Annotated in this window: 23 protein-coding genes; 4 read left to right on the top strand and 19 right to left on the bottom strand. The window is 65.1% G+C overall.

Annotation, left to right across the window (positions count from 1 at the left end; all coding sequences use genetic code 11):
* Positions 1-184: 184 nt before the first annotated feature.
* The 3 genes from HNO52_RS00265 to HNO52_RS00255 all read left to right on the top strand — a co-directional run bounded on the left by HNO52_RS00265 (position 185) and on the right by HNO52_RS00255 (position 2,800).
* Complete coding sequence (locus tag HNO52_RS00265; protein WP_197567105.1) at positions 185-862, top strand: IclR family transcriptional regulator; 678 nt, start codon at positions 185-187, stop codon at positions 860-862.
* Positions 863-944: 82 nt separating this feature from the next.
* Positions 945-1,973 (top strand): aspartate carbamoyltransferase, encoded by a 1,029-nt coding sequence (gene pyrB / locus HNO52_RS00260; protein ID WP_197567104.1) that lies wholly within the window; start codon positions 945-947, stop codon positions 1,971-1,973.
* 179 nt (positions 1,974-2,152) lie between these two features.
* Positions 2,153-2,800, top strand: a complete 648-nt coding sequence (locus HNO52_RS00255) for a hypothetical protein (protein WP_197567103.1) — start codon at positions 2,153-2,155, stop codon at positions 2,798-2,800.
* 54 nt (positions 2,801-2,854) lie between these two features.
* Here the strand turns inward: HNO52_RS00255 and ruvX are convergent, their stop codons facing one another.
* Genes ruvX through gshB form a run of 4 tightly spaced genes read right to left on the bottom strand, consistent with a single transcriptional unit; the run spans position 2,855 to position 5,836 of the window.
* The gene (gene ruvX, locus HNO52_RS00250) at positions 2,855-3,313 is read right to left on the bottom strand and encodes a Holliday junction resolvase RuvX (RefSeq protein ID WP_197567102.1); all 459 of its coding nucleotides are present in this window, start codon (positions 3,311-3,313) and stop codon (positions 2,855-2,857) included.
* Complete coding sequence (locus tag HNO52_RS00245; protein WP_197567101.1) at positions 3,313-3,885, bottom strand: YqgE/AlgH family protein; 573 nt, start codon at positions 3,883-3,885, stop codon at positions 3,313-3,315. The genes ruvX and HNO52_RS00245 overlap by 1 nt, the downstream gene beginning before the upstream one ends.
* Positions 3,886-3,913: 28 nt before the next feature.
* A complete protein-coding gene (locus HNO52_RS00240) occupies positions 3,914-4,825 on the bottom strand; it encodes an energy transducer TonB (protein WP_197567100.1) in 912 nt (303 codons plus the stop codon).
* Positions 4,826-4,858: 33 nt separating this feature from the next.
* Positions 4,859-5,836 (bottom strand): glutathione synthase, encoded by a 978-nt coding sequence (gene gshB / locus HNO52_RS00235; protein WP_197567099.1) that lies wholly within the window; start codon positions 5,834-5,836, stop codon positions 4,859-4,861.
* Positions 5,837-6,021: 185 nt separating this feature from the next.
* Between gshB and HNO52_RS00230 the strand changes: the two genes are divergently transcribed.
* Positions 6,022-6,567, top strand: a complete 546-nt coding sequence (locus HNO52_RS00230; RefSeq protein WP_197567098.1) for a VOC family protein — start codon at positions 6,022-6,024, stop codon at positions 6,565-6,567.
* A gap of 24 nt (positions 6,568-6,591) precedes the next feature.
* On the opposite strand, the gene HNO52_RS00225 is transcribed toward HNO52_RS00230, so the two are convergent.
* From HNO52_RS00225 to HNO52_RS00155, 15 genes are all read right to left on the bottom strand, one after another.
* Complete coding sequence (locus HNO52_RS00225; protein ID WP_197567097.1) at positions 6,592-7,338, bottom strand: CvfB family protein; 747 nt, start codon at positions 7,336-7,338, stop codon at positions 6,592-6,594.
* A gap of 102 nt (positions 7,339-7,440) precedes the next feature.
* On the bottom strand, positions 7,441-9,018 hold the full coding sequence (locus tag HNO52_RS00220) for an aldehyde dehydrogenase (NADP(+)) (protein ID WP_197567096.1): 1,578 nt from the start codon (positions 9,016-9,018) through the stop codon (positions 7,441-7,443).
* 84 nt (positions 9,019-9,102) lie between these two features.
* Complete coding sequence (locus tag HNO52_RS00215; RefSeq protein WP_232090432.1) at positions 9,103-9,858, bottom strand: FadR/GntR family transcriptional regulator; 756 nt, start codon at positions 9,856-9,858, stop codon at positions 9,103-9,105.
* Between the two features lie 60 nt (positions 9,859-9,918).
* A complete protein-coding gene (locus tag HNO52_RS00210) occupies positions 9,919-10,716 on the bottom strand; it encodes an NAD-dependent epimerase/dehydratase family protein (protein ID WP_197567094.1) in 798 nt (265 codons plus the stop codon).
* A 28-nt stretch (positions 10,717-10,744) separates the two neighbouring features.
* A complete protein-coding gene (locus HNO52_RS00205; protein WP_197567093.1) occupies positions 10,745-11,608 on the bottom strand; it encodes an amidohydrolase family protein in 864 nt (287 codons plus the stop codon).
* A 4-nt stretch (positions 11,609-11,612) separates the two neighbouring features.
* Positions 11,613-12,749, bottom strand: coding sequence for a mandelate racemase/muconate lactonizing enzyme family protein (locus tag HNO52_RS00200; protein ID WP_197567092.1), 1,137 nt, complete (start codon positions 12,747-12,749; stop codon positions 11,613-11,615).
* A gap of 36 nt (positions 12,750-12,785) precedes the next feature.
* Positions 12,786-14,066, bottom strand: coding sequence for a TRAP transporter large permease (locus HNO52_RS00195; protein ID WP_197567091.1), 1,281 nt, complete (start codon positions 14,064-14,066; stop codon positions 12,786-12,788).
* Between the two features lie 2 nt (positions 14,067-14,068).
* Positions 14,069-14,608, bottom strand: coding sequence for a TRAP transporter small permease (locus HNO52_RS00190; RefSeq protein ID WP_197567090.1), 540 nt, complete (start codon positions 14,606-14,608; stop codon positions 14,069-14,071).
* A gap of 60 nt (positions 14,609-14,668) precedes the next feature.
* On the bottom strand, positions 14,669-15,664 hold the full coding sequence (locus HNO52_RS00185; protein WP_197567089.1) for a TRAP transporter substrate-binding protein: 996 nt from the start codon (positions 15,662-15,664) through the stop codon (positions 14,669-14,671).
* Between the two features lie 59 nt (positions 15,665-15,723).
* Positions 15,724-16,641 (bottom strand): 5-dehydro-4-deoxyglucarate dehydratase, encoded by a 918-nt coding sequence (kdgD, locus tag HNO52_RS00180; RefSeq protein WP_197567088.1) that lies wholly within the window; start codon positions 16,639-16,641, stop codon positions 15,724-15,726.
* A 221-nt stretch (positions 16,642-16,862) separates the two neighbouring features.
* The gene (locus HNO52_RS00175; protein WP_197567087.1) at positions 16,863-18,188 is read right to left on the bottom strand and encodes an enolase C-terminal domain-like protein; all 1,326 of its coding nucleotides are present in this window, start codon (positions 18,186-18,188) and stop codon (positions 16,863-16,865) included.
* Between the two features lie 46 nt (positions 18,189-18,234).
* Positions 18,235-18,399 carry a hypothetical protein gene (locus HNO52_RS00170; RefSeq protein ID WP_197567086.1) on the bottom strand — a complete coding sequence of 55 codons (165 nt, stop codon included), beginning with the start codon at positions 18,397-18,399 and terminating at the stop codon, positions 18,235-18,237.
* 202 nt (positions 18,400-18,601) lie between these two features.
* Positions 18,602-19,330 (bottom strand): 16S rRNA (uracil(1498)-N(3))-methyltransferase, encoded by a 729-nt coding sequence (locus HNO52_RS00165; RefSeq protein ID WP_197567085.1) that lies wholly within the window; start codon positions 19,328-19,330, stop codon positions 18,602-18,604.
* Between the two features lie 11 nt (positions 19,331-19,341).
* Entirely contained in the window at positions 19,342-19,869 is a 528-nt protein-coding gene (gene secB / locus HNO52_RS00160; protein WP_167113074.1) for a protein-export chaperone SecB, read from the bottom strand.
* A 40-nt stretch (positions 19,870-19,909) separates the two neighbouring features.
* Positions 19,910-20,332 carry a rhodanese-like domain-containing protein gene (locus HNO52_RS00155; RefSeq protein WP_197567084.1) on the bottom strand — a complete coding sequence of 141 codons (423 nt, stop codon included), beginning with the start codon at positions 20,330-20,332 and terminating at the stop codon, positions 19,910-19,912.
* Between the last annotated feature and the right edge of the window lie 72 nt (positions 20,333-20,404).

The raw sequence follows: 20,404 nt of genomic DNA, 5'->3' as shown, positions 1-20,404 counted from the left end.
CCGCGGGGCTGTCATCCGGAATCGTGGCTGTCATGCGTGGCGGCGCCTTGTTTTACTTTTATCGCACAATTGGTATCGTTCAGCGAACACATGGCAGAACATAGGCAGTTTCGCCGAAGACGTCAATCCCGAGCGACTGCGCTACCTTGCTCCGCCACCCAACGACTCGAGGGCTCACGTTCGAATGGCCACCACCCTGCAAACTCTGGATCGCGGCCTGCACGCGCTGGAACTCATCGCCGAGCACGCCGACGGCATCAGCGTCGCCGAGCTCGCCGAGCGACTGGACGTGCACCGTGCCATCGCCTATCGCATCGTCACCACTCTGGAGCAGCACGGTCTGGTGGCACGCTCCGGCGAGGGCTCGCTGCGGCTGGGTGCCGGCATCTCGCTGCTCGCCTCGCGCTTCGAGCCGCAGCTACGCGCCGTGGCCCAGCCCCTCTTGCAGGCGCTGGCCAAGGCGACCCGAGCCACCGCCTTCGTCTCGGTAGCCCAGGGCGAAGAGTGCGTGGTGCTGCTGGTGGCGGAACCGGAGGAGGGATTGCTACGCGTGAGCTACCGGATCGGCAGCCGCCATCCGCTGAGCCGCGGGGCGGCGGGTATCGCTATACTGGCTGGACGCGCCCCGCGCGACGACGACAGCGAGGAGGTGCGCCAGGCACGTGCCGATGGCTACAGCCTGACCCGTGGCCAGCTACAGCGCGGCGCCGTGGGCGTGGCCAGCCCCGTCGCCACGCCGCAGTTTCGTCCCGGCGTCGAGGCCTGCGTGGGCGTGGTGGCGATGGACGATCTCGATAGCGAACGGGCGATACGCGAAGTGAAGGCTCACGCACGCAGGCTGGCCGAACTGGTCGGTCACTGACGCAAGCCGATTCGGGTCCGTGAAGCTGCAGCCCGGGAGAGTTACACTACCGCCATCCTTCGCTGCCACTTCGAGGCCTTCGATGAGTCCCCACCTGCTCTCCGTCGATTCCCTGTCCCGCGATCGCGTCGACCACCTGATGCGCGTCGCCGCCCGCATGGAGCCCATCGCCCAACGTCGCCAGGTCACGCGGGTGCTGGAGGGGGCCGTGCTCGGCAACCTGTTCTTCGAGGCCAGTACCCGCACCCGCGTCAGCTTCCATGCAGCCTTCTGTCGCCTGGGCGGCAGCGTGTGCGACACCACCGGCTTCACCTTCTCCTCGATGGCCAAGGGCGAGTCGCTCTACGACACCAGCCGGGTGATGAGCGGCTACTGCGACGCCATCGTCATGCGTCACCCCGATCAGGGCTCGGTGGCCGAGTTCGCTGCCGCCACCCACGTGCCGGTGATCAACGGTGGCGACGGCCCCGGCGAACACCCCAGCCAGGCGCTGCTCGACTTCTACACCATCGACAAGGAGTTCAACCGGCTGGGCAAGAAGCTCGCCGACGCGCACGTGCTGCTGACTGGCGACCTCAAGTACGGCCGCACGGTGCACTCTCTGATCAAGCTGCTGTCGCTCTATGCCCCCATGCGCATCACTCTGGTGGCGCCGCCCGGGCTCGAGATGCCGAGCCACCTGATCGATCTGGTCGCCTCCCGCGGCCACCGCGTCGAGGAGCGCGCCAGCCTGGCCGACGACTACGCCGACGTCGACGTGGTCTACACCACCCGCATCCAGAAGGAGCGCTTCACCGCGGAGATGAGCGAGGGCTTCAGCCTGTCGCGCGACTTCACCGTCGACCGCGCCTTCATGGACAAGCGCTGCGGCCGCGACACCATCGTCATGCACCCGCTGCCGCGCGACAGCCGCCCGGATGCCAACGACCTGGACGTGGACCTCAACGGCGATCCGCGCCTGGCGATCTTCCGCCAGACCGACAACGGCATCCCGGTGCGCATGGCGATCTTCGCCACCCTGCTGCAGGTGGAAGCGCTGATCGAGAAGGACCTGCGTCCGGTGCGCTGGTTCGTGCCCGAGCGAGTCGGCGTGGACGACCCCGCCTTGTAACGATGCAGCCAACGCTCGGCATCGCTATGCTGATGACGATCGTGGAATATGCGAAGCTGTGCTGGCAGCCATTGGCTGCCCCCTGGAGGATAAGGCTCGAGAGAGCCAGCTGACGAACGACGATCTCGAATAACAATGGCGTTGCCGCCCAGGCAACCGGTAGAAAGGAGATGCGACGCATGACCCTGGAACGAGCGTACATACTGCTGGCGGTGTTCTACAGCGCCCTGGTGGCGATCGGCGTCATTGCCCTGCTGGTGGGCGGCGGCCCTCTTTGGGGGCTGGCATCGGTCGTGCTGGGTGCGCTGGTAGCGGCCGGCCTGTGGGGCCATACCCTGGGCAAGCCCATGATGAACCCACGCATGTGGCGCCCGCTGGCGGGCATCCTGGTGGCAGCCTTCTTGATACAAATTTTCGCCGTGTTCGCGCTACATCCCCCCGGTGCCGAACTGACCTGGCTGCTGACCGGCGCCATCTTCTCCGTGATGCCGGCAATCCTGCTGTTCCAGTACGGCAAGCGTGACCAGGAAGTGTGGGCTACACCCGAGGAGCTGGAAGGCGGCAAGATGCTTGACGAGCTGCTGACCAGGCAGCGCGAGCTGGTGCTGGAGAAGCAAGAGGTCGACCGCCAGGCCACGGTCAGGCTGACCAAGGCAGGCAATAACTACCGCGCCAGCGTCACCCGCGGACGCGGCACCGAGGTGGAACGCTTCGAGGAGAGCTTCACCTGCCCCGCCACCCTGGCCTTCTTTGTCATCAAGTACACCTGCATCTCGGTGAACGATATTGCCGCGCAGTATGCCGAGGAGCGGGTGCTGACGACCTGAGTTCGCTACTCTCTGACAGCCAGGACCCAACCGGGGTTTTCCCCAGGCCAGCCGTCAACCTCGCGACGGCAGGCCCTCGCGGCGGGCAAACCAGCTCTCCAGGATCAGCACCGCCGCGATGCCGTCGACGCCATCGTCGCGATAGCTCTTGCGCGGGTTGCGCAGCAGCCCCGACTCGCGGGCGACGGCCTTGGCCTCGCGCGTTGAGCCGCGCTCGTCGGCCATCTCGCAGGGCTTGCCGTAGCGGCCGTAGAGGCGCTTGCCGAACTTGCGTGCCCGCGCGCTCATCTCCGATTCGCTGCCATCCATGTTGAGGGGCAGCCCCACCACGAACAGGTCCGGCTGCCACTCCTCCACCAACCGCGCGACCGCGTTCCAATCGGGAATGCCGTCGCGCGCCGGCAAGGGCGCTAGCTGGCGGGCGCTGGCGAGCAACTCGTTACCCACCGCCACGCCGATGCGCCGGGTGCCGAAGTCGAAGGCCAGGATCAGGCGCGCTCCTGCTTCGGCCATCAGGAATGGCCCGCTTCCCGCGACATCAGATTGAGGTCGATACCGAGGATGCCGGCGGCGGCGCCGAGGCGCTGCTCCGGTGGCACCTTGAACAGGATGTCGCCCTGCGCCTCGACGGTGAGCCAGGCGTTGTCCTTGAGCTCCTGTTCAAGCTGGCCCGCTTCCCAACCGGCACAGCCCAGGCACACCAGAAACTCCTCCGGCCCGTTCCCGGCGGCCAGCGCCAGCAGGATGTCCATGGAGGTGGTCAAGGCAATGTCGTCGTCCACCTGGATGCTGGAATCCCAAGGCTCGCTGGAACCGCGATGCAGGATGAAGCCGCGATCCTTGTGGGTCGGGCCGCCGTAGTAGACCGGCGCACTGCGATGCGGGCTCTCCTCGCCGTCGAGCTCGAGCTGCTCGAACAACGCATCCAGGGTGATTTCCAGCGGTCGGTTGACGATCACGCCCATGGTGCCGTTCTCGTCGTGGTCACACAGATAGCTGAGGCTGCCGGCAAAGTTGGGATCTTCCAGGTGCGGCATCGCCAGCAGAAAATGATGTCTCAAGCCTAGGTTTTGCACGGATTGCATGGGACTCCCGGGCGGCGAACCAATGACCCTAGCGCACGCCAAATTGATTACCTTCTCCGAACCGCCAGACGCGGGTGATGGAGAGACTGTCCAGCCCCCCCATGGTGCTATCGAAGGGCCGATAGGGCCCGGCACCGTTCACGGTTGCCAATGCCGCCTGATCGAGTTCGGTATGTCCTGAGGATTGTACCACCTCCGCCTGGCGAAGCTGACCATCGCGTCCGATCACCACGCGAATACGCAGCTGGCCATGCAGGTGGCTCGGAGCGGGATGGACGCGGTTGCCGTAGTCCTCGACGCGTCGGGTCCAGTCGTCGATATAGCGCGCCTCGGCCGCTCGTTGGGCCGCTGTGCGCGGCTGGCCGTCATCCGGCCCGGCTAGGCTGGTGTCGAGCCCCTGCTGGCGGATGCTGCTGGTGGCCTGTGCCAGCAGGTCGCGCCCCGAGGCAGAAGGCGCAGCCGGCGAAGATGACGCCGCCGGAGGCGTACTTTCGCGCGGCTCGGACGGCGGCGTTGCCTCGCTGTCCCGCTCGGCCTCGATAGGCGCTTCTTCGACAGGGACAGGCTCCGGCTCGGTGACGGCACGTTCAGCCGGCTCGGCCTCGGCGGGAGCGGCCGGGTCCAGGGTGCTCTCCGGCGCCTCGAGCACCGGCAGCTCGTCCAGGGGTGCTGCACGCTGCTCGGCGGGTGCCTCCTCGGCCTGTTCGCCGGCCGCCTGCTGATCCGCCTCGGCAATGGCTTCGGCATCATCCGGTGCCTCGGCCGGGCGGGTCACCAGTACCACGTCCAGGCTCGTGCGCTCGGCCGGCGCCGGGGAGAACTGCCAGCTCGCCACAGCGCCGATCAGCGCCAGGTGCAGCAGCAGCGCGGCCGACAGCGCTAGCCAGCGGCGGTAGGGCCGCGTGACCGGGGCATAGTGGATCAGGTCAGAGGCCACCATGGGCGGGCTCGTCCTCCTTGGGTTGCGCGATGCCTAGGTGCGCCGGGCCAGGCACCGCTCGATGGCATCCATCAGCAGGCCGGCGATGTCGGTACCGCGCTGATCATCGATCTCGCGCACGCAGGTGGGGCTGGTCACGTTGATCTCGGTGATGTAATCGCCGATCACGTCGAGCCCGACGAACATCAGCCCCTTATCGCGGATCATCGGCTGGACCTGCTCGATCAACCAGTGGTCGCGGGCGGTCAGCTCGCGGCTGACGCCGGTGCCGCCCGCGGCCAGGTTGCCGCGGGTCTCGCCGGCCATGGGCACCCGCGCCAGGCCGAAAGGCACCGGCTCTCCCTCCACCAGCAGGATACGGGTATCGCCATCCTTGATCTCGGGAATGTAGCGCTGGGCCATGATCTGGCGCTGGCCGCGCTCGGTCAGCGTCTCGATGATGGCGCCCAGGTTCCGACCTTCTGGCTGAACGTGAAAAATGCCGCTGCCGCCCATGCCGTCCAGCGGCTTGAAGATCACGTCCCGGTGCTCGGCATGAAAGTCACGCAGCACCGCCTCGCTGCAGGAGACCACTGTCGGCGTGCAGCACTGCGGGAACTGCTGGGCGAAAAGCTTCTCGTTGCACTCCAGCAGCGCCCGCGTGGGATTGACCACCAGGACGCCCTCGCGTTCGGCGAAGCCAAGCAAATGCACGGCATTGAGAAAGTGCGCATCGACCGGCGGGTCCTTGCGCATCAGGATCACGTCGAGGTCGGCCAGCGACCGCTGCTCCGGTGCGCCCAGCGCATACCAGTCGTCGGGGTTGCGAAAGGCGGTCAGGTCGCGCATGCGGGCGTGGGCGCGTCCGTCGCGCAGGAACAGGTCTTCCTGCTCCATGTAGTGCAGCGACCAGCCACGCTCCTGGGCCGCCCACAGCATGGCCAGGGTGGTGTCCTTCTTGTAGGTGAGGTTGGCGATGGAGTCCATCACCACACCCACCCGCAGGGGTCGTTCGCTCGTCTGTTGGCTCATCGGCACCGTTTCCATCGTGGCACGGGGAAATGAGCGCAGTATGACGCAGGGTCGTAAGCAACACCAAGACGGCTTGACAGGGTACGTCGAGCGCCTCTATTTTAGTTTCAAATGAAACTAAAATAGAGGCTGAAAAAGCCCTGAGAAGTCCCTGGCGCTCCCAGCCCACTAACGCGAGCCCCGTCATGATCAAAATTCAGCAGATCCACCACGTCGCCTATCGCTGCCGCGATGCCAAGGAAACCGTCGAGTGGTACCAGGACAAGCTCAACATGGAGTTCCTGGTCGCCATCGCCGAGGACCGCGTGCCCTCGACCAAGGCGCCCGACCCCTACATGCACCTGTTCTTGGACGCCGGCAACGGCAACATCCTGGCCTTCTTCGAGCTGCCCAACTCACCGGAGATGGGGCGCGACCCGAATACGCCCGAGTGGGTCCAGCACATCGCCTTCCGCGTGGCCGACGAGGCGGCCTTGCTTGAAGCGAAGGAGGAACTCGAACGCAAGGGCGTGGAGGTGGTGGGACCCACCGAGCACGGCATCATCGGCTCGATCTACTTCTTCGACCCCAACGGCCATCGCCTGGAGCTGACCTACGTGAAGGGCACGCCGGAGCAGATGCAGCAGCTCAAGGCAGTGGCGCCGGCCATGATCGAGGAGTGGTCGAAGACCAAACGGGCACCCAAGCATGCCGCCTGGCTGCACGAGGAGGAGTTCAAGGCGCTCGACTGAACGCCGATCGCCGCGAGGCCCGGCCTAGGCCGGGTCGGACGTGGCGCCGGGCACCAGACGGATTCCGTGTGCCTCGATGACGATCAGGCGCTGCTTGTAGAGCCGTCCGATGGACTGCTTGAAGGCGTTCTTGCTTATTCCCAGCCGCGCCTTGATCGCGCTGGCCTCGCTGCTGTCGGAGAGCGGCAGGTAGCCGCCGCTCTCGCGCAACGCCCGGAGCACCTGTTCACCTACCACATCGAGGCGCGCCGGTCCCGGCGGCAGCAGCGAGAGGTCGAGCCGACCGTCGTCGCGTACCCGCTTCACGTAGCCCTTGGCCCGCTGGCCGCGGCGCAGCGGTCGGGTGACGTCGTCGCGATAGAGCAGTCCCCAGAAGCGATGATTCACCACTGCCTTGTAGCCCAGGTCGGTGGCGTCGGCGATGACCAGCTCGACCTCATCGCCCGGCGCCAGCCCCGTCGCCTCGTCCTGGACGAAGCGGTCGAGTTTCTGCGAAGCCACTGGCCGCCCCTGCTGGTCCTCGTAGAGGCGCACCAGCACCCGCTTGCCGGGGGTGGGCCTGAAGCGTTGCTCGCCGAAGGGCAGCAGCACGTCGCTGGGGTGGCCCCAGTCGAGAAAGGCGCCGGTCTCGTTGACCGTGACCACTTCGAGGTAGGCCACTTCACCCACCTGGGCCTTGGGCGCACTCGGCCGTCGCGCGCGCTGACGATCCGATGGGGGCCGAGAGGGATTCGGGCGGCCCTGGCGACGGTCATGAGGGGAAGAGGCCATGAACAGCTCCGCTGGTGGGTGGGGAACCATTATGGCAAAAAGGGAAGGAAAAAGGCGGCCCGAAGGCCGCCAAAAATGATGCACTTCTTACAGGGGTACTGCCTACGCCTCGCGCTTGCCATCCACCAGGCGTGACACACCCCAGGGGTTGCCGTCACGCAGCGGCTCGGGCAACAGGCCCTCGGGCAGCGCCTGGTAGCACACCGGGCGCAGGAAGCGATAGATCGCCGCGCTGCCCACCGAGGTGGTGCGGCTGTCGGAGGTGGCCGGGTAGGGCCCGCCGTGGACCATGGCGTGGCATACCTCAACCCCGGTGGGCCAGCCGTTGGCGAGTATCCGGCCCGCCTTGCGTTCGAGGATCGGCAGCAGCTGTTTGGCTGCGTCCAGGTCGCCGTCGTCCATCTGCAGGGTGGCGGTGAGCTGGCCTTCGAGCCGGCCGGTCACGCGCTTCATTTCTTCCAGGTCGGTGCATTCGATCACCAGCGAGGTGGAACCGAACACTTCCTCCTGCAGCTCGGGTTCCGCGAGGAAAGCCTCGGCGGCGGTGACGTAGAGCCCCGCCCGGCAGGGGTGGGCGGATTCGCCGGCCTGGCCGCGGGCCACTTCCCTGACCTTGCCATTGCCGGAAAGCCGGCCCACGCCCTGCTCATAAGCCGCGTGAATGCCCGGCGTGAGCATGGTCTGGGCGCCACTCTGTTTCACGGCGCCGCCCGCCGCCTCGACGAAGGCGTAGAGCTCGGGGCCCTTGACCGCGATGACCAGGCCCGGATTGGTGCAGAACTGCCCGGCGCCCATGTTGAGCGAGGCGACGAAGCCCTCGGCGATCTGGGCGCCGCGGGCGCGCAGCGCCTCGGGCAGCAGGAATACCGGGTTGATCGAACTCATCTCGGCGTAGATCGGGATCGGCTGCGGGCGGCTTTGCGCCGTCTTCATCAGCGCCGTGCCGCCGCCGCGGGAGCCGGTGAAGCCGACGGCTTGAATGCGCGGATCACTGACCAGCGCCTGGCCGATCTCACTGCCCGAACCGAACAGCAGCGAGAAGACGCCTTCGGGCAGGCCGCTCTTGTCGACCGCACGCTGCACGGCGCGGCCGACCAGCTCCGAGGTGCCGGGGTGGGCGGAGTGGCCCTTGACGATCACCGGGCAGCCAGCGGCGAGTGCCGAGGCGGTATCGCCGCCGGCCACGGAGAACGCCAGCGGGAAGTTGCTGGCGCCGAACACCGCCACCGGGCCCAGGCCGATATGGCGCTGGCGCAGGTCGGCGCGCGGCATTGGCTGACGCTCCGGCAGGGCCGGATCGAGGCGCACGTCGAGCCACTCGCCGGCGCGCACCACGGAGGCAAACAGGCGCAGCTGGCCGCAGGTGCGGCCGCGCTCGCCCTCCAGGCGCGCCCGGGGCAGGCCGGTCTCGGCGATGGCGCGCTCGATGAGTTCGTCACCGATGGCCTCGATCTCGCTGGCGACCGTCTCGAGAAACGTTGCGCGCTCTTCGAGCGACGTCTCGCGATAGCTGACAAACGCCGCTTCGGCGAGCTCACAGGCGCGCTCGACCTCGGCCTTGCCACCGCCCGCGTAGGTGGGCTCGAGAGTCTCGCCGGTGGCGGGATTGACGCCGTTGATGGGCTTGGAACTGCCGCTGACGGCCGCCTGGCCGATCAGCATCTTGCCTTGCAGAGTCATGATGGCTCCTATTCTCCGGTGTCGCGTCGCCAGGAGAGCCGTGAGTTCGGGCTTCCTGGTACTTTTCAGGCTTCTTGGTGCTCTTCAAGCTTCTTGGAATTTGGCGTACATGGTCCGCGCGCGGTTGAGATGCTGGAACATCATTTCGCGCGCCGCTTCGGGATCGCGGGCCAGGATCGCCTCGAGCACGTAGGTATGCTCCTTCTCCACTCGAGCGAGATACTTGTCCGTGGCCGCAGTGTTGATTTCGATACTCATCAGCTTGGCGCGGGGAATCACGCTCTGGCTCAGCTGTTCGTAGAAGACCTGGAAGAAGGGATTCTTGGTGGCGGCGACGATGGCATAGTGAAACCCGTAATCCTCCTCACGCGCCTGGGACTTTGCCGCTCGCGCTGCGATGAAAGCGGCGTGCTTCTCCTCGAGGATGCGACGATCCTCGTCGTCATGCCGCTCGGCGGCCAGCGCCGCCGCCGCCGGCTCGAGATTGAGCCGAAGCTCGAGCACATGGAGGATGTCCTCGACGGTGGTCGGACTTATGCGCTCGGCCGGCATTGCCTCGACGGTGGTCGAGCGCAGCACGGTGGTGCCGACGCCGCGGCGCGTCTCGACCAGCCCCAACGACTTGAGATGGGTGATGGCCTCGCGGATCACCGTGCGGCTGACACCAAAGGCATCGCACAGCCCGTTCTCGGTCGGTAGTTTTTCGCCCACGCTGATACTGCCATTGATGATCAGCGCCTCGAGCTGGTCGGCGACGTGCAGGGACAGGCTTCCCTGGCGTAAAAGCTTTTGAATTTTCAGCGGCTTCGAGTCAGCCTTGAGAATGCACTTGCCCGTCATATCGCCATCCATCGGTCATGGGTCGCCGTCGTTGAGAAGTATCTCGCCACCGGATCGTCGTCAGTCGTCGGGGTGCCCGGAGGTGGCAAACGGCCCGCCCTGGTAGATGACCGCCGGATCCTTGGGGTCGAGATCGGCATCGAGCGCTTCCATCTCTTCGCGCCAAGGCTCCGAGCTGTCCTTCGGCACCCAGCCGAGGAAGGTGGCCTTACTGTTGTCCCACCAGCGTTCGGCGTTGTTCGAGAAGCCGTAAACCACGGTATAGGCCAGGCGCGGCGTGACGATGGCGCGCTGCACCAGTGCGACGAAGTCCTCGGCGCTCAACCAGATCGCCATCTTGCGCGTATCGGTCGGCTTGGGGTGGCACCAGCCGATGCGCACGCTGAGGGTCTCGACGCCGAACTTGTCATGATACAGACACGCCAGGTCCTCACCGAAGCACTTGGTCACGCCGTAGAGCGAGTCGGGCCGACGCGGCACGTCGGCATCGATCCGCTGCGTGCGCTCGTAGTATCCGGTGGTGTGGTTGGAGCTGGCGAAGATCACCCGCGGCTTGCCATGCCGACGCAACGCCTCATACAGATTGTAGGTACCCACGATGTTGGCCTGCAGCAGGCTCGCCCAGGGTTTTTCCACCGAGACGCCGCCCAGGTGCACGATGGCGTCGCAATTCTGGACAAGCGCATCGACGGCTTCGGCATCGGCGAGGTCGCACGGCATGAGCTCCTCATTGTCGGCCGCCTCGCCGAGGTCGGCGATGTCCGACAAGCGCACCGTGCGGGCCAGCTGCGACAGGTGGGGCCGGATGATGCGGCCCATGCCGCCGGCGGCCCCGGTTACCAACAGACGATCGATCATGCGTTCCTCCTTCGAGCGGGTATGAGAGTCAGAAGCCGTACAGGGCGGCGGGGTTGTCGACCAGGATGCGACGGCGGTCCTCGGGACCGGCCCACTCGAGCAACACGTCGAGCTGTTCGGCATCATCCGGGTACTGCTCGCGAGGCACGCCGACGTGAGGCCAGTTCGAGCCCCAGATCACCCGCTCGGGGGCATGGGCGATGACCCGGCGGGCGATCGCGCCCACGTCCTCGTAGCGCGGCCCGCCGGTCACGCTCGCCTCGTAGCCGGCGCAGATTTTGAACCAGGCATTGCCGCGGTCAAGCAGCCGCAGGATGTCGTCGACGCGGCGATCGTCTGCCGCCACCGGCGGCATGAATTTGCCGATGTGGTCGATGATGTACTCGCCCTCGATACGCTGCAGGCCTTCGAGATAATCGTCCAGCTGCTGGCCGTTGAACTGAACCATCAGATGCCAGCCCAGCGGGCGAATCCGGCGTTCGACCTCGAGCATGCTGGCATGCGTCACCGCACCCCCGGGCAGGTTCATGATCCGCGCCCCGCGCACGCCCTTCTCGTGCCAGGCGCGCAACGCTTCGCCAGAGGTTTGCGGTGACACCGCCGCCACACCGCGGGCGGACGTCGTGCCCAGTTGGGTCAGCGCCTCGAGCAGGGCGCCGTTGTCGAGCTGATAGGCGTTCGGCTGGGTGACCACCACCCGCTCCAGCCCCAGGCGCGCCTGCACGCTGGCATAATCCTCCGGCGTCGCCAGCTCGGCGATGCCGGGCCCGCCGGGCTGGGCCTCGAAGCCGGGCAGGTAGAGGTGAATGTGGCAGTCGGTGGCGCCCGGCGGTGTCCCGAGCCGCGGCGCCGGCCCTTCCAGCGGCCGGGAATTGGCAGGTATCGCTGTCACGTCGTCATACCTCCTTGAGGGCGAAGCGGCTGAGCGCCTCGCGGTCGATCTCGATGCCGAGCCCGGGCCCATCGGGAATCGTCACTACGCCCCGGTCGTGCTCGATGGGCGTGGTCACTACCGCTTGGCGGAAAGGGTTGACGGTGCGGTCGAACTCGAGAATCGGCTCGATCGGGCTGCGCCGCGGCGGATTGGGCGGCAACGCCGCCATGAACTGCAAGCTGGCGGCCAGGCATACGGCGGTACCCCACACGTGCGGTACCAGGCGAACGCCGTGCAGCGCCGCCATATCGGCCACGCGGCGAATCTCGCTGAAGCCACCGACACCGCAGATGTCGGGCTGGAGGATGTCCACGGCGCGGGTGGCGAGCGGCTCCTGCATGGCATAGCGGCCGTGCCATGTCTCGCCCCCAGCGACGGGGATCGGCTGGTCGGCGCGCACCGCGCGGTAGGCCGAGACGTGCTCGGGCAGCACCGGCTCCTCGAACCAGTCGATGCCGAACTGCGCCGCTCGCCGCCCCACTTCAACGGCTTCCAGATAATCGTAGCCGTGGTTGGCGTCGATCATCAGGCGCAGCTCGGGACCGATCGCCTCGCGCACCGCCTCGATCACGCGCAGGTCCTCCTCGACGTCGAAGCCGATCTTGATCTTCACCGCATGGAAGCCTTCGCGGCGGTACCCCGCCACTTCACGCGCGATGTCCTCGACGCGATCCACGCCTTCACGGCGAAAGGAGCCGGTGGCGTAGGCCCGCACGCTGGCGCGGAAGCGTCCGCCGAGCAAGATCGAGACCGGCACGCCGAAGTGCTTACCCTTGATGTCCCACAGGGCGATGTCGATGCCGCTCAGCGCGGTGACGGTCAGGCCGCGCTGGCCCTGGTCGCGCAGCCGGTTATAGAGGTCGAGCCAGATTTTTTCGGTCTGCAGCGGATCCTGGCCGACCAGGGCGGCGGCGTAGGCCTGCACGACGGCGGCGTTGAGCTTGGCAGGCCCCAGGCATTCACCCCAGCCCGTAGTGCCGTCGTCGCAGACGACCTCGACAAGGCAGTGCTGTCGCCGGGTGAAGTGCATGGAGGCGCTTTCGAACGCGGTCTCCAGCGCATGGTCGAGGATATGAGTATGTACGGCTGCAATCTTCATACGTTGAGTCCGTTTTACGGTTCGGTCGTCAGGTGCTCAGCGGAACAGCGCAGGCAGCGACAGCGAGACGGCCGGCACATAGGTCACCAGCATCAGGGCGACGAACAGCGCCAGGTAGAATGGCCAGATGGTACGCACGGCCTGCTCGATCTTGATCTTGCCGATCACGCATCCGACGAACAGGCAGGCCCCCACCGGCGGGGTGCACAAGCCGAGCCCCAGATTCATCATCATGATGATGCCGAACTGGATCGGATCCATGCCGAACTGCATGGCCACCGGCAGGAAAATCGGCGTGCAGATCAGGATCAGCGCCGCCATGTCCATGATCATGCCGAGCCCCAGCAGCAGCAGGTTGAGCAACAGGAAGATAACGATGGGGTTGTCGGACAGCGACATCAGCACTTCGGTCAGCAGCTGCGGCACATTGTAGAGCGCCAGCAGATAGGAGAACGCCGAGGCGCAGCCGACCAGGATCATGACCAGTGCCGTGGTCCTGACCGACTGCAGCACCGCGGCCTTGAACGAGGCCCAGCGCAGCTCACGGTAGACCAGCGCAGTGACCACGATGGCGTAGATGGCGCCGAAGGCCCCGGATTCGGTCACGGTGAGGACGCCCGACAGCACCCCGCCGACGATGATTACCGCGGTCATCAGGCCCGGCAGGGCCGCGGCAAGGCTGATGACCAGCGCATTCCAGCCGGGAAAGGTCTCGCCCTTGTAGCCGCGCTTCACCGCCACCAGGTAGGCCGCCACGGCCAGGGTCAGACACATCAGGATTCCCGGTACGATGCCGGCGATGAACAGCTGCGTGACCGAAATACCGCCGCCTGCCGCCACGGCATAGAGAATCATGTTGTGACTCGGCGGAATCACCACCCCGGCGACCGACGAGGTCACCGTGACGTTGACCGCGTAATCGGCGTCGTAGCCCTTCTCCTTCATGACCGGCACGAGGATCGAACCGAGCGCCGACGTATCGGCCACGGCGGAACCCGAGATGCCGCCGAAGAGCATCGAGGAGGTGACGTTGACGATGCCCAGGCCGCCCCGCACCTTGCCTACCGCAGCCGACGCCAGACGCACCAGGCGGGTGGAAATGCCGCCGTGCAGCATCAGTTCGCCGGCAAAGATGAAGAACGGAATGGCCAGCAGGGAGAAGACCGAGATGCCCGACAGGATGCGCTGAAAAGCGACGAACAGCGGCAGCCCCTCGTAGAGAAAGGTCGCGACGGCGGCCAGCCCCACGGCGAAGGCGACGGGCGCGCCTGCCAGCAGGCCGAGAAAGAAGATACCGAACAGAATGGCAAGGCCCATGGTCAGTTGCCCTCGTCAGAGTCGTTGCCGGAGAGTCGCGACACCATATTGGCCACGGCAAACAGCATGATCAGCCCACCGCAGATCACCAGTGGCGCGGCACGCCAGCTCTCGGAGAGGCCGATCATGGGGATCGCCCGTTCGAGGTTGGTCATGACCAGGCCCCAGCCTTGGAACGCCATGAAGGCACCGAAGGTCACGATGAACAGATCGGCGATGTAGCGAAAGATCGTCCTGAAGGGCTCGGGCATTCCCTCGCGTACGAAATCGATGCTCAAGTGAGTATTTCCTCTGACGCCCGATGCCGCCCCCAGGCAGGTGATGTAGACCACGAGCAGCAGGGAAGCTTGCTCCACCCAGGTCGGCGTGTTGTTCAGCACGTAGCGGCCGAACACCAGCCAGCCGAAGATGGCGATAAGAAAGACCAGCAGTACGCCCGCCACCGCCAGGCAGAGATTGGAGATAGCGTCCAGTATTCGGCTTACCCGTTCTCGCAGCTGGGGTGGGTTCACGGCGGCCTCATGGTCAGCGTAAGTTCTCATGGCGTAAGCCTCCTTCCCCCTCGACGCGCCTGACGCCGAGGGGGGACGTCACGGCGAAGCTCAGTTCGAGTTCCGGATGGCGTCGATCAGGCTCTCGAGGTCAGGGTTCTCCTCGATGAAGGCCGCATAGACGGGTTCCATCTTCTCCTGGAAGGGTGCCTTGTCCTCCACTTCGTTGATTTCGATGCCGGCATCGAGCACGATCTGCCGGCTCTCCTGGGAGCCCTCGACCCACAGCTCACGCTGCAGCTCGGACGCCTTGATGGCCTCCTCGCGCACGATCTCCTGATCCTCGGGCGACAACGCTTCCCAGCTTGCCTTGGCGATGCACAGGCACTCGGGGATGATCAGATGCTCGGTGAGAGAGTAGTAATCGACAGCCTCGTAGTGGTTGCTGGATTCGAACGAGGGATAGTTGTTCTCCGCGCCGTCGAGTACGCCGGTCTTGAGCGCCTGGTAGACCTCGCCGTAAGCCATCGGGGTGGCATTGCCTCCGAGGGCCTCGATCATCTCGACGTAGAGGTCGTTGTTCATGACCCGGACCTTCAGGCCCTGCACGTCGTCAGGCGTGTGAATGGGGCGTTCGGTGTTGTAGAGGCTGCGAGCGCCCGAGTCGAACCAGGAGAGGGCGACCAGGTTCTTCTCCGCCAGGGCATCGGCGAACTGCTGGCCGATCTCGCCGTCCATCACCTCATGCATGTGATCGATGCTGCTGAAGATGAAGGGCAGCGAGAGCACGTTGGTTTCATTCACGATGGGACCCATCGGGCCCATATTGAAGTTGGCGAAGTCCAGCGCACCGTTACGGGTCTGTTCGATCGCGTCCGGTTGGTCGCCGAGCACGCCATTGTTGTAGACCTGCAACGTCAGACGCCCCTCGGTCCTCTCCGTCACGCTCTCGGCGAACGACTCGAGCGCCTCGCTATTGGGATAACCCGGCGGGTGAATGTTCCAGCCGCGCCAATCCTCGGCCTGGGCCGGTAGCGACAGCAGCATCACGGCGGCGGATGCGGCAACGGCGCAGAGCTTCTTGTGCTTGATTGATATTGTTTTCATGACGTACTCCTCGATTGTTTTTCTGTTGGGATGGGGTCATAAAGTTAGTTGACTTGGCATCACGGCTGCTGAGCGAGGCCTATGAGTTTTTCCAGCTGATTTCGCTCCTCCAACGTGGGCATTACCAAAGGTGCCCTGACATTCCCGGCCGGTCGGCCGATGATTTCCGCCCCGGCCTTGATCAGGCTGACGGCGTATCCTGCTTTTCGATCCCTGAGGTCAACGAAAGGAATGAAGAATTCATTGGTGATTCGTTTTACGACATCGGCATTGCCAGAGCGGAGTTCACGGTAGAACTTCACTGCCATGTCCGGCACGAAATTGAACACGGCCGATGAATAGGTGTTCACCCCGATGGAAAGGTAGGCCTCGGCAAAAATCTCCGCGGTGGGTACGCCCCCCACGTAGACCAGTCGGTCGCCCACCGTCTTGACGATCTTGTTGAGCAACTGAATATCGCCCTTGCCATCCTTCAGGCCAATCAGATTCGGACAGGCGTCTGCCAGCCGCTGCACCGCGTCGGCCCCAAGCACACCGTTGCCGCGGTTGTAGTAAATGACGTTCAGCGGCGTCGCATCGCAGATCTGTCGAGCGTATTCGACCAGCCCTTGCTGCGGGCACTCGGTCAGGTAAGGCGGCATCAGCAGAATGCCGTCGGCCCCCGCGTCATCGGCAGCCTCGGCAAAAGCCTTGCCGCTCGCCACGCTCAGGCCGGCGCTGGCGATCACGGGCAGCTTGCCGCCAACGGTCTCGACGGCCACACGCACGACGTCCCGGTACTCATCGAGAGACAGGTTGAAGAATTCACCCGTGCCGCCTGCCACGAAGACGGCGGAAATGTCATAGCTGACGAACCACTCCAGGCGACGACGGTAACTGTCGGCATCGAAGCGGCCATCAGTATCGAAATCGGTGATGGGAAAGGACAGCAACCCATCGCCTACGGCTCTCATCACGGCGGCTCTGGAAAACTCCACGAATCGTTCCTCTTGGTAGATTCTTCACCGCTTCCGCCCAGAAGCCAGACGGCTCGAAGAGAGCGATAGCGGTGTTGTTTTATAATACATCATACAACATACAAGCTAATCTGCCGCACCGAAGGTTGCAAGCCAGCCCATGGTCGACTCGACTAAAGTTCAAACTAGATGTGTGTGCCCATGCTGTGTTCTCGTACGGCGCGCTTCTTCACCTCGCGCTTTCAGCGCACCAGCGCCGGCTTCTTGGGATTGAACTCCCAGCCGGGAATCAGGTACTGCATGGCCATGGCGTCGTTACGCTGGGTCACGTCGAGGCTCTGGTAGAGGAGATGGGCCTCCATCAGCTTGTCTTCGTCGACCTGGACACCTAGGCCCGGCGTCGTCGGCACCGTTAGCTTGCCGTCGCGGATGCGGAACGGCTCCTTGGTGATGCGCTGGCCGTCCTGCCAGATCCAGTGGGTATCGATGGCGGTGATCTCGCCGGGGCAGGCCGCGGCCACATGCGTCATCATCGCCAGGGAAATATCGAAGTGATTGTTGCTGTGCGAGCCCCAGGTCATGCCCCACTCATTGCACAGCTCGCCCACCTTGACGGCACCCTGCATGGTCCAGAAGTGGCAGTCCGCCAACGGAATGTCCACGGCGTTGAGCTGCACGGCGTATTGCAGTTGCTTGAAGTCGGTGGCGATCATGTTGGTCGCGGTGGGCAGGCCGGTGCGCTTCTTGAACTCGGCCATGGTCTCGCGCCCCGAATAGCTCTCTTCCTGACCGCAGGGATCCTCGGCATAGCTCAGCAGGTGCTTGATCGGCTCCAGCACCCGCACCGCCTCATCGAGCTTCCAGGCACCGTTGGGGTCGAGCGTCAGGCGCGCCTCGGGGAAAGCTTCGTGAAGGGCGCGAATGCAGTCGGCCTCCTCCTCGCCGCGCAGTACGCCGCCCTTGAGCTTGAAGTCCTTGAAGCCGTAGCGCGCATAGGCCGCCTTGGCCAGGTCGGCGACTGCCTCCGGAGTCAGCGCCTCGCGGCATCGCACCTCGTCCCACTCGTCGCTAGGGTTCACGGGCCGGGGATAGGGCAGATCGGTCTTGGCCGGATCACCCAGCAGGAACAGATAACCCAGCGCCTCGACCTCGTCGCGCTGGCGGCCGTACTGGCCCAGCAGGTCGGCTACCGGCAGTTGCACCGCCTGGCCATAGAGGTCGTACAGGGCCGACTCGATGCCGGTGAGGACATGAACGGCTACGCGCAGGTCGAAGGTTTGGCGACCGCGCTCCTCGCGTCCGTTCTGTGCCAGCAACAGGCGCGCCTGGTTGAGGGTCTGCTTGATATCGTTGACGCGCGACCCCTCGACCAGCGAACGGCACTGCTCGACCCCCTTGAGGATGCCAGCGCTGGAGGGGGCCTCACCGACGCCCTGATTGCCGGCATCGTCCTCGAGAATGACCACACTGCGAATGAACCAGGGCGCATGGCCACCGCTGAGGTTCAACAGGAAGCCGTCGTAGCCGGCGACCGGGACGATGCGCATCTTCTTGATCTTGGGAAACATGAGACATTCTACCTGTGAGTCTTAAAGGAGAGGTCTGGCCTGTGCGTCACGTCACGGGGGCCGGATTGAACAGCGCCGTGATGTTGGCATCGCCGATGGCGATGCATCCCGCGTCGAGGTCGATGCCGTCGGCCACCGTCGAAAGCGGTGACGGAAATGCCAACAGCCAATCGCCCTCGGTATCCACCGCTGCTGCTCTGGAAAGTTTCACGAATGCTTCCCTTCGGTTAATCCGTATCGCTGGTCTGAGCCTGCGACGCGGTTAGATGATGATCTGTCATACATCATACAAATAAAATAATGAATGGCTGTCGTTCCTGCAACGCGCAGCATACAAGAGTAGGCCAAGGTCTTGCAGGCGCCTTGGATGCGAAATCAGCGTTGGTGAATGTCGGCGTTGTCGGTCCGAAGGTTCAGCCCAGATCGCCGAAGCGATACTGCAGCAGTGACAGCGCCACCACCGGGGCGGTCTCGGTGCGCAGGATGCGCGGGCCGAGGGAAAGAAGTGAAAAATCGCAGGCCATCGCGGCCTCGACTTCGCTGTCGGCGAGCCCCCCTTCGGGGCCGATCAGCAAGGCGGCTGAGGCGGGGGCGACGTCCTGTTCGAGAGCGCCTGCCGTACCGGGATGCAGCACCAGGCGCAGCATCTCGCCACGTTCGCCCAGCCATTCGTGCAGTGTGCTGGGTGTATGAACGACAGGTACCACGGCGCGCCCACACTGCTCGCAGGCGCTGGCGGCCACGGCCTGCCAGTGGGCGAGCTTCTTCGCCTCGCGCTCGCCCTTGAGTCGCACATCGCCGTGCTCGGTATAGAGCGGCGTGATGGCGGCGACACCGAGCTCGACGGCCTTCTGGATGGCGTAGTCCATGCGGTCGCCCTTGGAAATCGCCTGGCCCAGGTGCACCGCCAGCGGCGATTCGCCGCGGCCCGCCTCGACGGATTCGATACACACCACCACACGCTTACGGCTCGCCTCGACGATAACCGCCCGGGCCTCGTGGCCGGCGCCATCGAAGAGTCGTACGGGCGCGCCTTCGCCCAGGCGCAGCACGCGCGCCACATGCCGCGCGGGCCCCTCGGGCAGAACGACGTCGCCGCCGACGGTGAAGTCGGCGGCGACGTGGATACGCGGGCCTGACACGCGGCGAGGCCTTACTGAGTGGTCTGCTCGCCCTGCTGCTGGGCCTGTTCGGCCTCGCGCTTCTTCTTCTGGGCGTAGATCGCCTCGAAGTTGACCGGCGCCAGCATCAGGGGCGGGAAGCCACCGCGGTTGACCAGGTTGTCGACGCACTCGCGGGCATAGGGGAACAGCACGTTGGGGCAGAAGGCGCCCAGCGTGTGCTCGAGCTGCGCGCCCTCGATGCCGCTGATGCGGAACAGGCCGGCCTGCTCGATCTCGGCCAGGAAGGAGGTGGTGCCCTCCTCGCTGTGACGAACCTGGGCAGTCACCTTGATCGTGACCTCGTAGAGATCCTCGCCGACCTTGCTGCTGCTGGTGTTCAAGTCCAGGCTGACCTTGGGCTTGAACGGCTGCTGGAAGACCGCCGGCGAGTTCGGTGCCTCGAAGGAGATGTCCTTGACGTAGATGCGCTGAACGGCGAACTGGAGCTGCTGCTTGTTCTGCTGGTCCGCCGCGGCCTGATTGCCGCCGGCGGCGTTCTGGCTGTTCTCTTCGGCCATGGGAAAGGTTCCTTTTGCGTGCTTGCGTCTTGTGTATTGGCTATTTCTTGACCACCGGCAGACCGTCGGCCTGCCACTGCATCATGCCGCCCTTGAGCTTGTGGACCCTCGAGAAGCCGGCCTTGGCCAGCTTGGCCACGGTGATGCCGGATGCCTGGCCACTCTTGCAGACCACGACGATCGGCTTGTCCTTGACCTTCTCGAGTTCTCCCACGCGTTCGTCGATGCGGCTCTGGGGAATATTGCGCGCGCCGGCGATGTGGCCGGCCTTGAAATCTCCCGCCTCGCGGGTATCGACGATGACCGCGTCCTCGCGGTTGATCAGCTGGGTGGCCTGGCTGGAGGATACCCCGCTGGCAGCGCTGTTGCGGACCTCGTAGGCGACCCAGGCGGTCAACACCACGAGGAAAGCGCCCACCAGAAGCGGGTGGTTCTGCACGAATTCGAACAGCTGATCGATCATGGATCCGGCACACTCTTGTTTCGAAAATAGCGAGGATATCGGTAGGGTAGGGCACCCGAAAGGCGAGAGTAT

The sequence above is a fragment of the Halomonas sp. MCCC 1A13316 genome (genome assembly GCF_014931605.1).
GTDB lineage: Bacteria > Pseudomonadota > Gammaproteobacteria > Pseudomonadales > Halomonadaceae > Halomonas.
This window is presented reverse-complemented; position numbering and strand designations above follow the sequence as displayed.

What these genes read in the sequence shown, in the direction of transcription:
- HNO52_RS00215 (WP_232090432.1), bottom strand. Translation starts at nt 9,858, where the DNA reads ATGACGGGCAAGTGCATTCTCAAGGCTGACTCGAAGCCGCTGAAAATT.
- ruvX (WP_197567102.1), bottom strand. Translation starts at nt 3,313, where the DNA reads ATGGCCGAAGCAGGAGCGCGCCTGATCCTGGCCTTCGACTTCGGCACC.
- HNO52_RS00195 (WP_197567091.1), bottom strand. Translation starts at nt 14,066, where the DNA reads ATGGGCCTTGCCATTCTGTTCGGTATCTTCTTTCTCGGCCTGCTGGCA.
- HNO52_RS00200 (WP_197567092.1), bottom strand. Translation starts at nt 12,749, where the DNA reads ATGAAGATTGCAGCCGTACATACTCATATCCTCGACCATGCGCTGGAG.
- HNO52_RS00230 (WP_197567098.1), top strand. Translation starts at nt 6,022, where the DNA reads ATGATCAAAATTCAGCAGATCCACCACGTCGCCTATCGCTGCCGCGAT.
- HNO52_RS00185 (WP_197567089.1), bottom strand. Translation starts at nt 15,664, where the DNA reads ATGAAAACAATATCAATCAAGCACAAGAAGCTCTGCGCCGTTGCCGCA.
- secB (WP_167113074.1), bottom strand. Translation starts at nt 19,869, where the DNA reads ATGGCCGAAGAGAACAGCCAGAACGCCGCCGGCGGCAATCAGGCCGCG.
- HNO52_RS00155 (WP_197567084.1), bottom strand. Translation starts at nt 20,332, where the DNA reads ATGATCGATCAGCTGTTCGAATTCGTGCAGAACCACCCGCTTCTGGTG.
- HNO52_RS00225 (WP_197567097.1), bottom strand. Translation starts at nt 7,338, where the DNA reads ATGGCCTCTTCCCCTCATGACCGTCGCCAGGGCCGCCCGAATCCCTCT.
- HNO52_RS00245 (WP_197567101.1), bottom strand. Translation starts at nt 3,885, where the DNA reads ATGCAATCCGTGCAAAACCTAGGCTTGAGACATCATTTTCTGCTGGCG.
- HNO52_RS00265 (WP_197567105.1), top strand. Translation starts at nt 185, where the DNA reads ATGGCCACCACCCTGCAAACTCTGGATCGCGGCCTGCACGCGCTGGAA.
- pyrB (WP_197567104.1), top strand. Translation starts at nt 945, where the DNA reads ATGAGTCCCCACCTGCTCTCCGTCGATTCCCTGTCCCGCGATCGCGTC.
- HNO52_RS00190 (WP_197567090.1), bottom strand. Translation starts at nt 14,608, where the DNA reads ATGAGAACTTACGCTGACCATGAGGCCGCCGTGAACCCACCCCAGCTG.
- gshB (WP_197567099.1), bottom strand. Translation starts at nt 5,836, where the DNA reads ATGAGCCAACAGACGAGCGAACGACCCCTGCGGGTGGGTGTGGTGATG.
- HNO52_RS00255 (WP_197567103.1), top strand. Translation starts at nt 2,153, where the DNA reads ATGACCCTGGAACGAGCGTACATACTGCTGGCGGTGTTCTACAGCGCC.
- HNO52_RS00175 (WP_197567087.1), bottom strand. Translation starts at nt 18,188, where the DNA reads ATGTTTCCCAAGATCAAGAAGATGCGCATCGTCCCGGTCGCCGGCTAC.
- HNO52_RS00220 (WP_197567096.1), bottom strand. Translation starts at nt 9,018, where the DNA reads ATGACTCTGCAAGGCAAGATGCTGATCGGCCAGGCGGCCGTCAGCGGC.
- HNO52_RS00210 (WP_197567094.1), bottom strand. Translation starts at nt 10,716, where the DNA reads ATGATCGATCGTCTGTTGGTAACCGGGGCCGCCGGCGGCATGGGCCGC.
- HNO52_RS00240 (WP_197567100.1), bottom strand. Translation starts at nt 4,825, where the DNA reads ATGGTGGCCTCTGACCTGATCCACTATGCCCCGGTCACGCGGCCCTAC.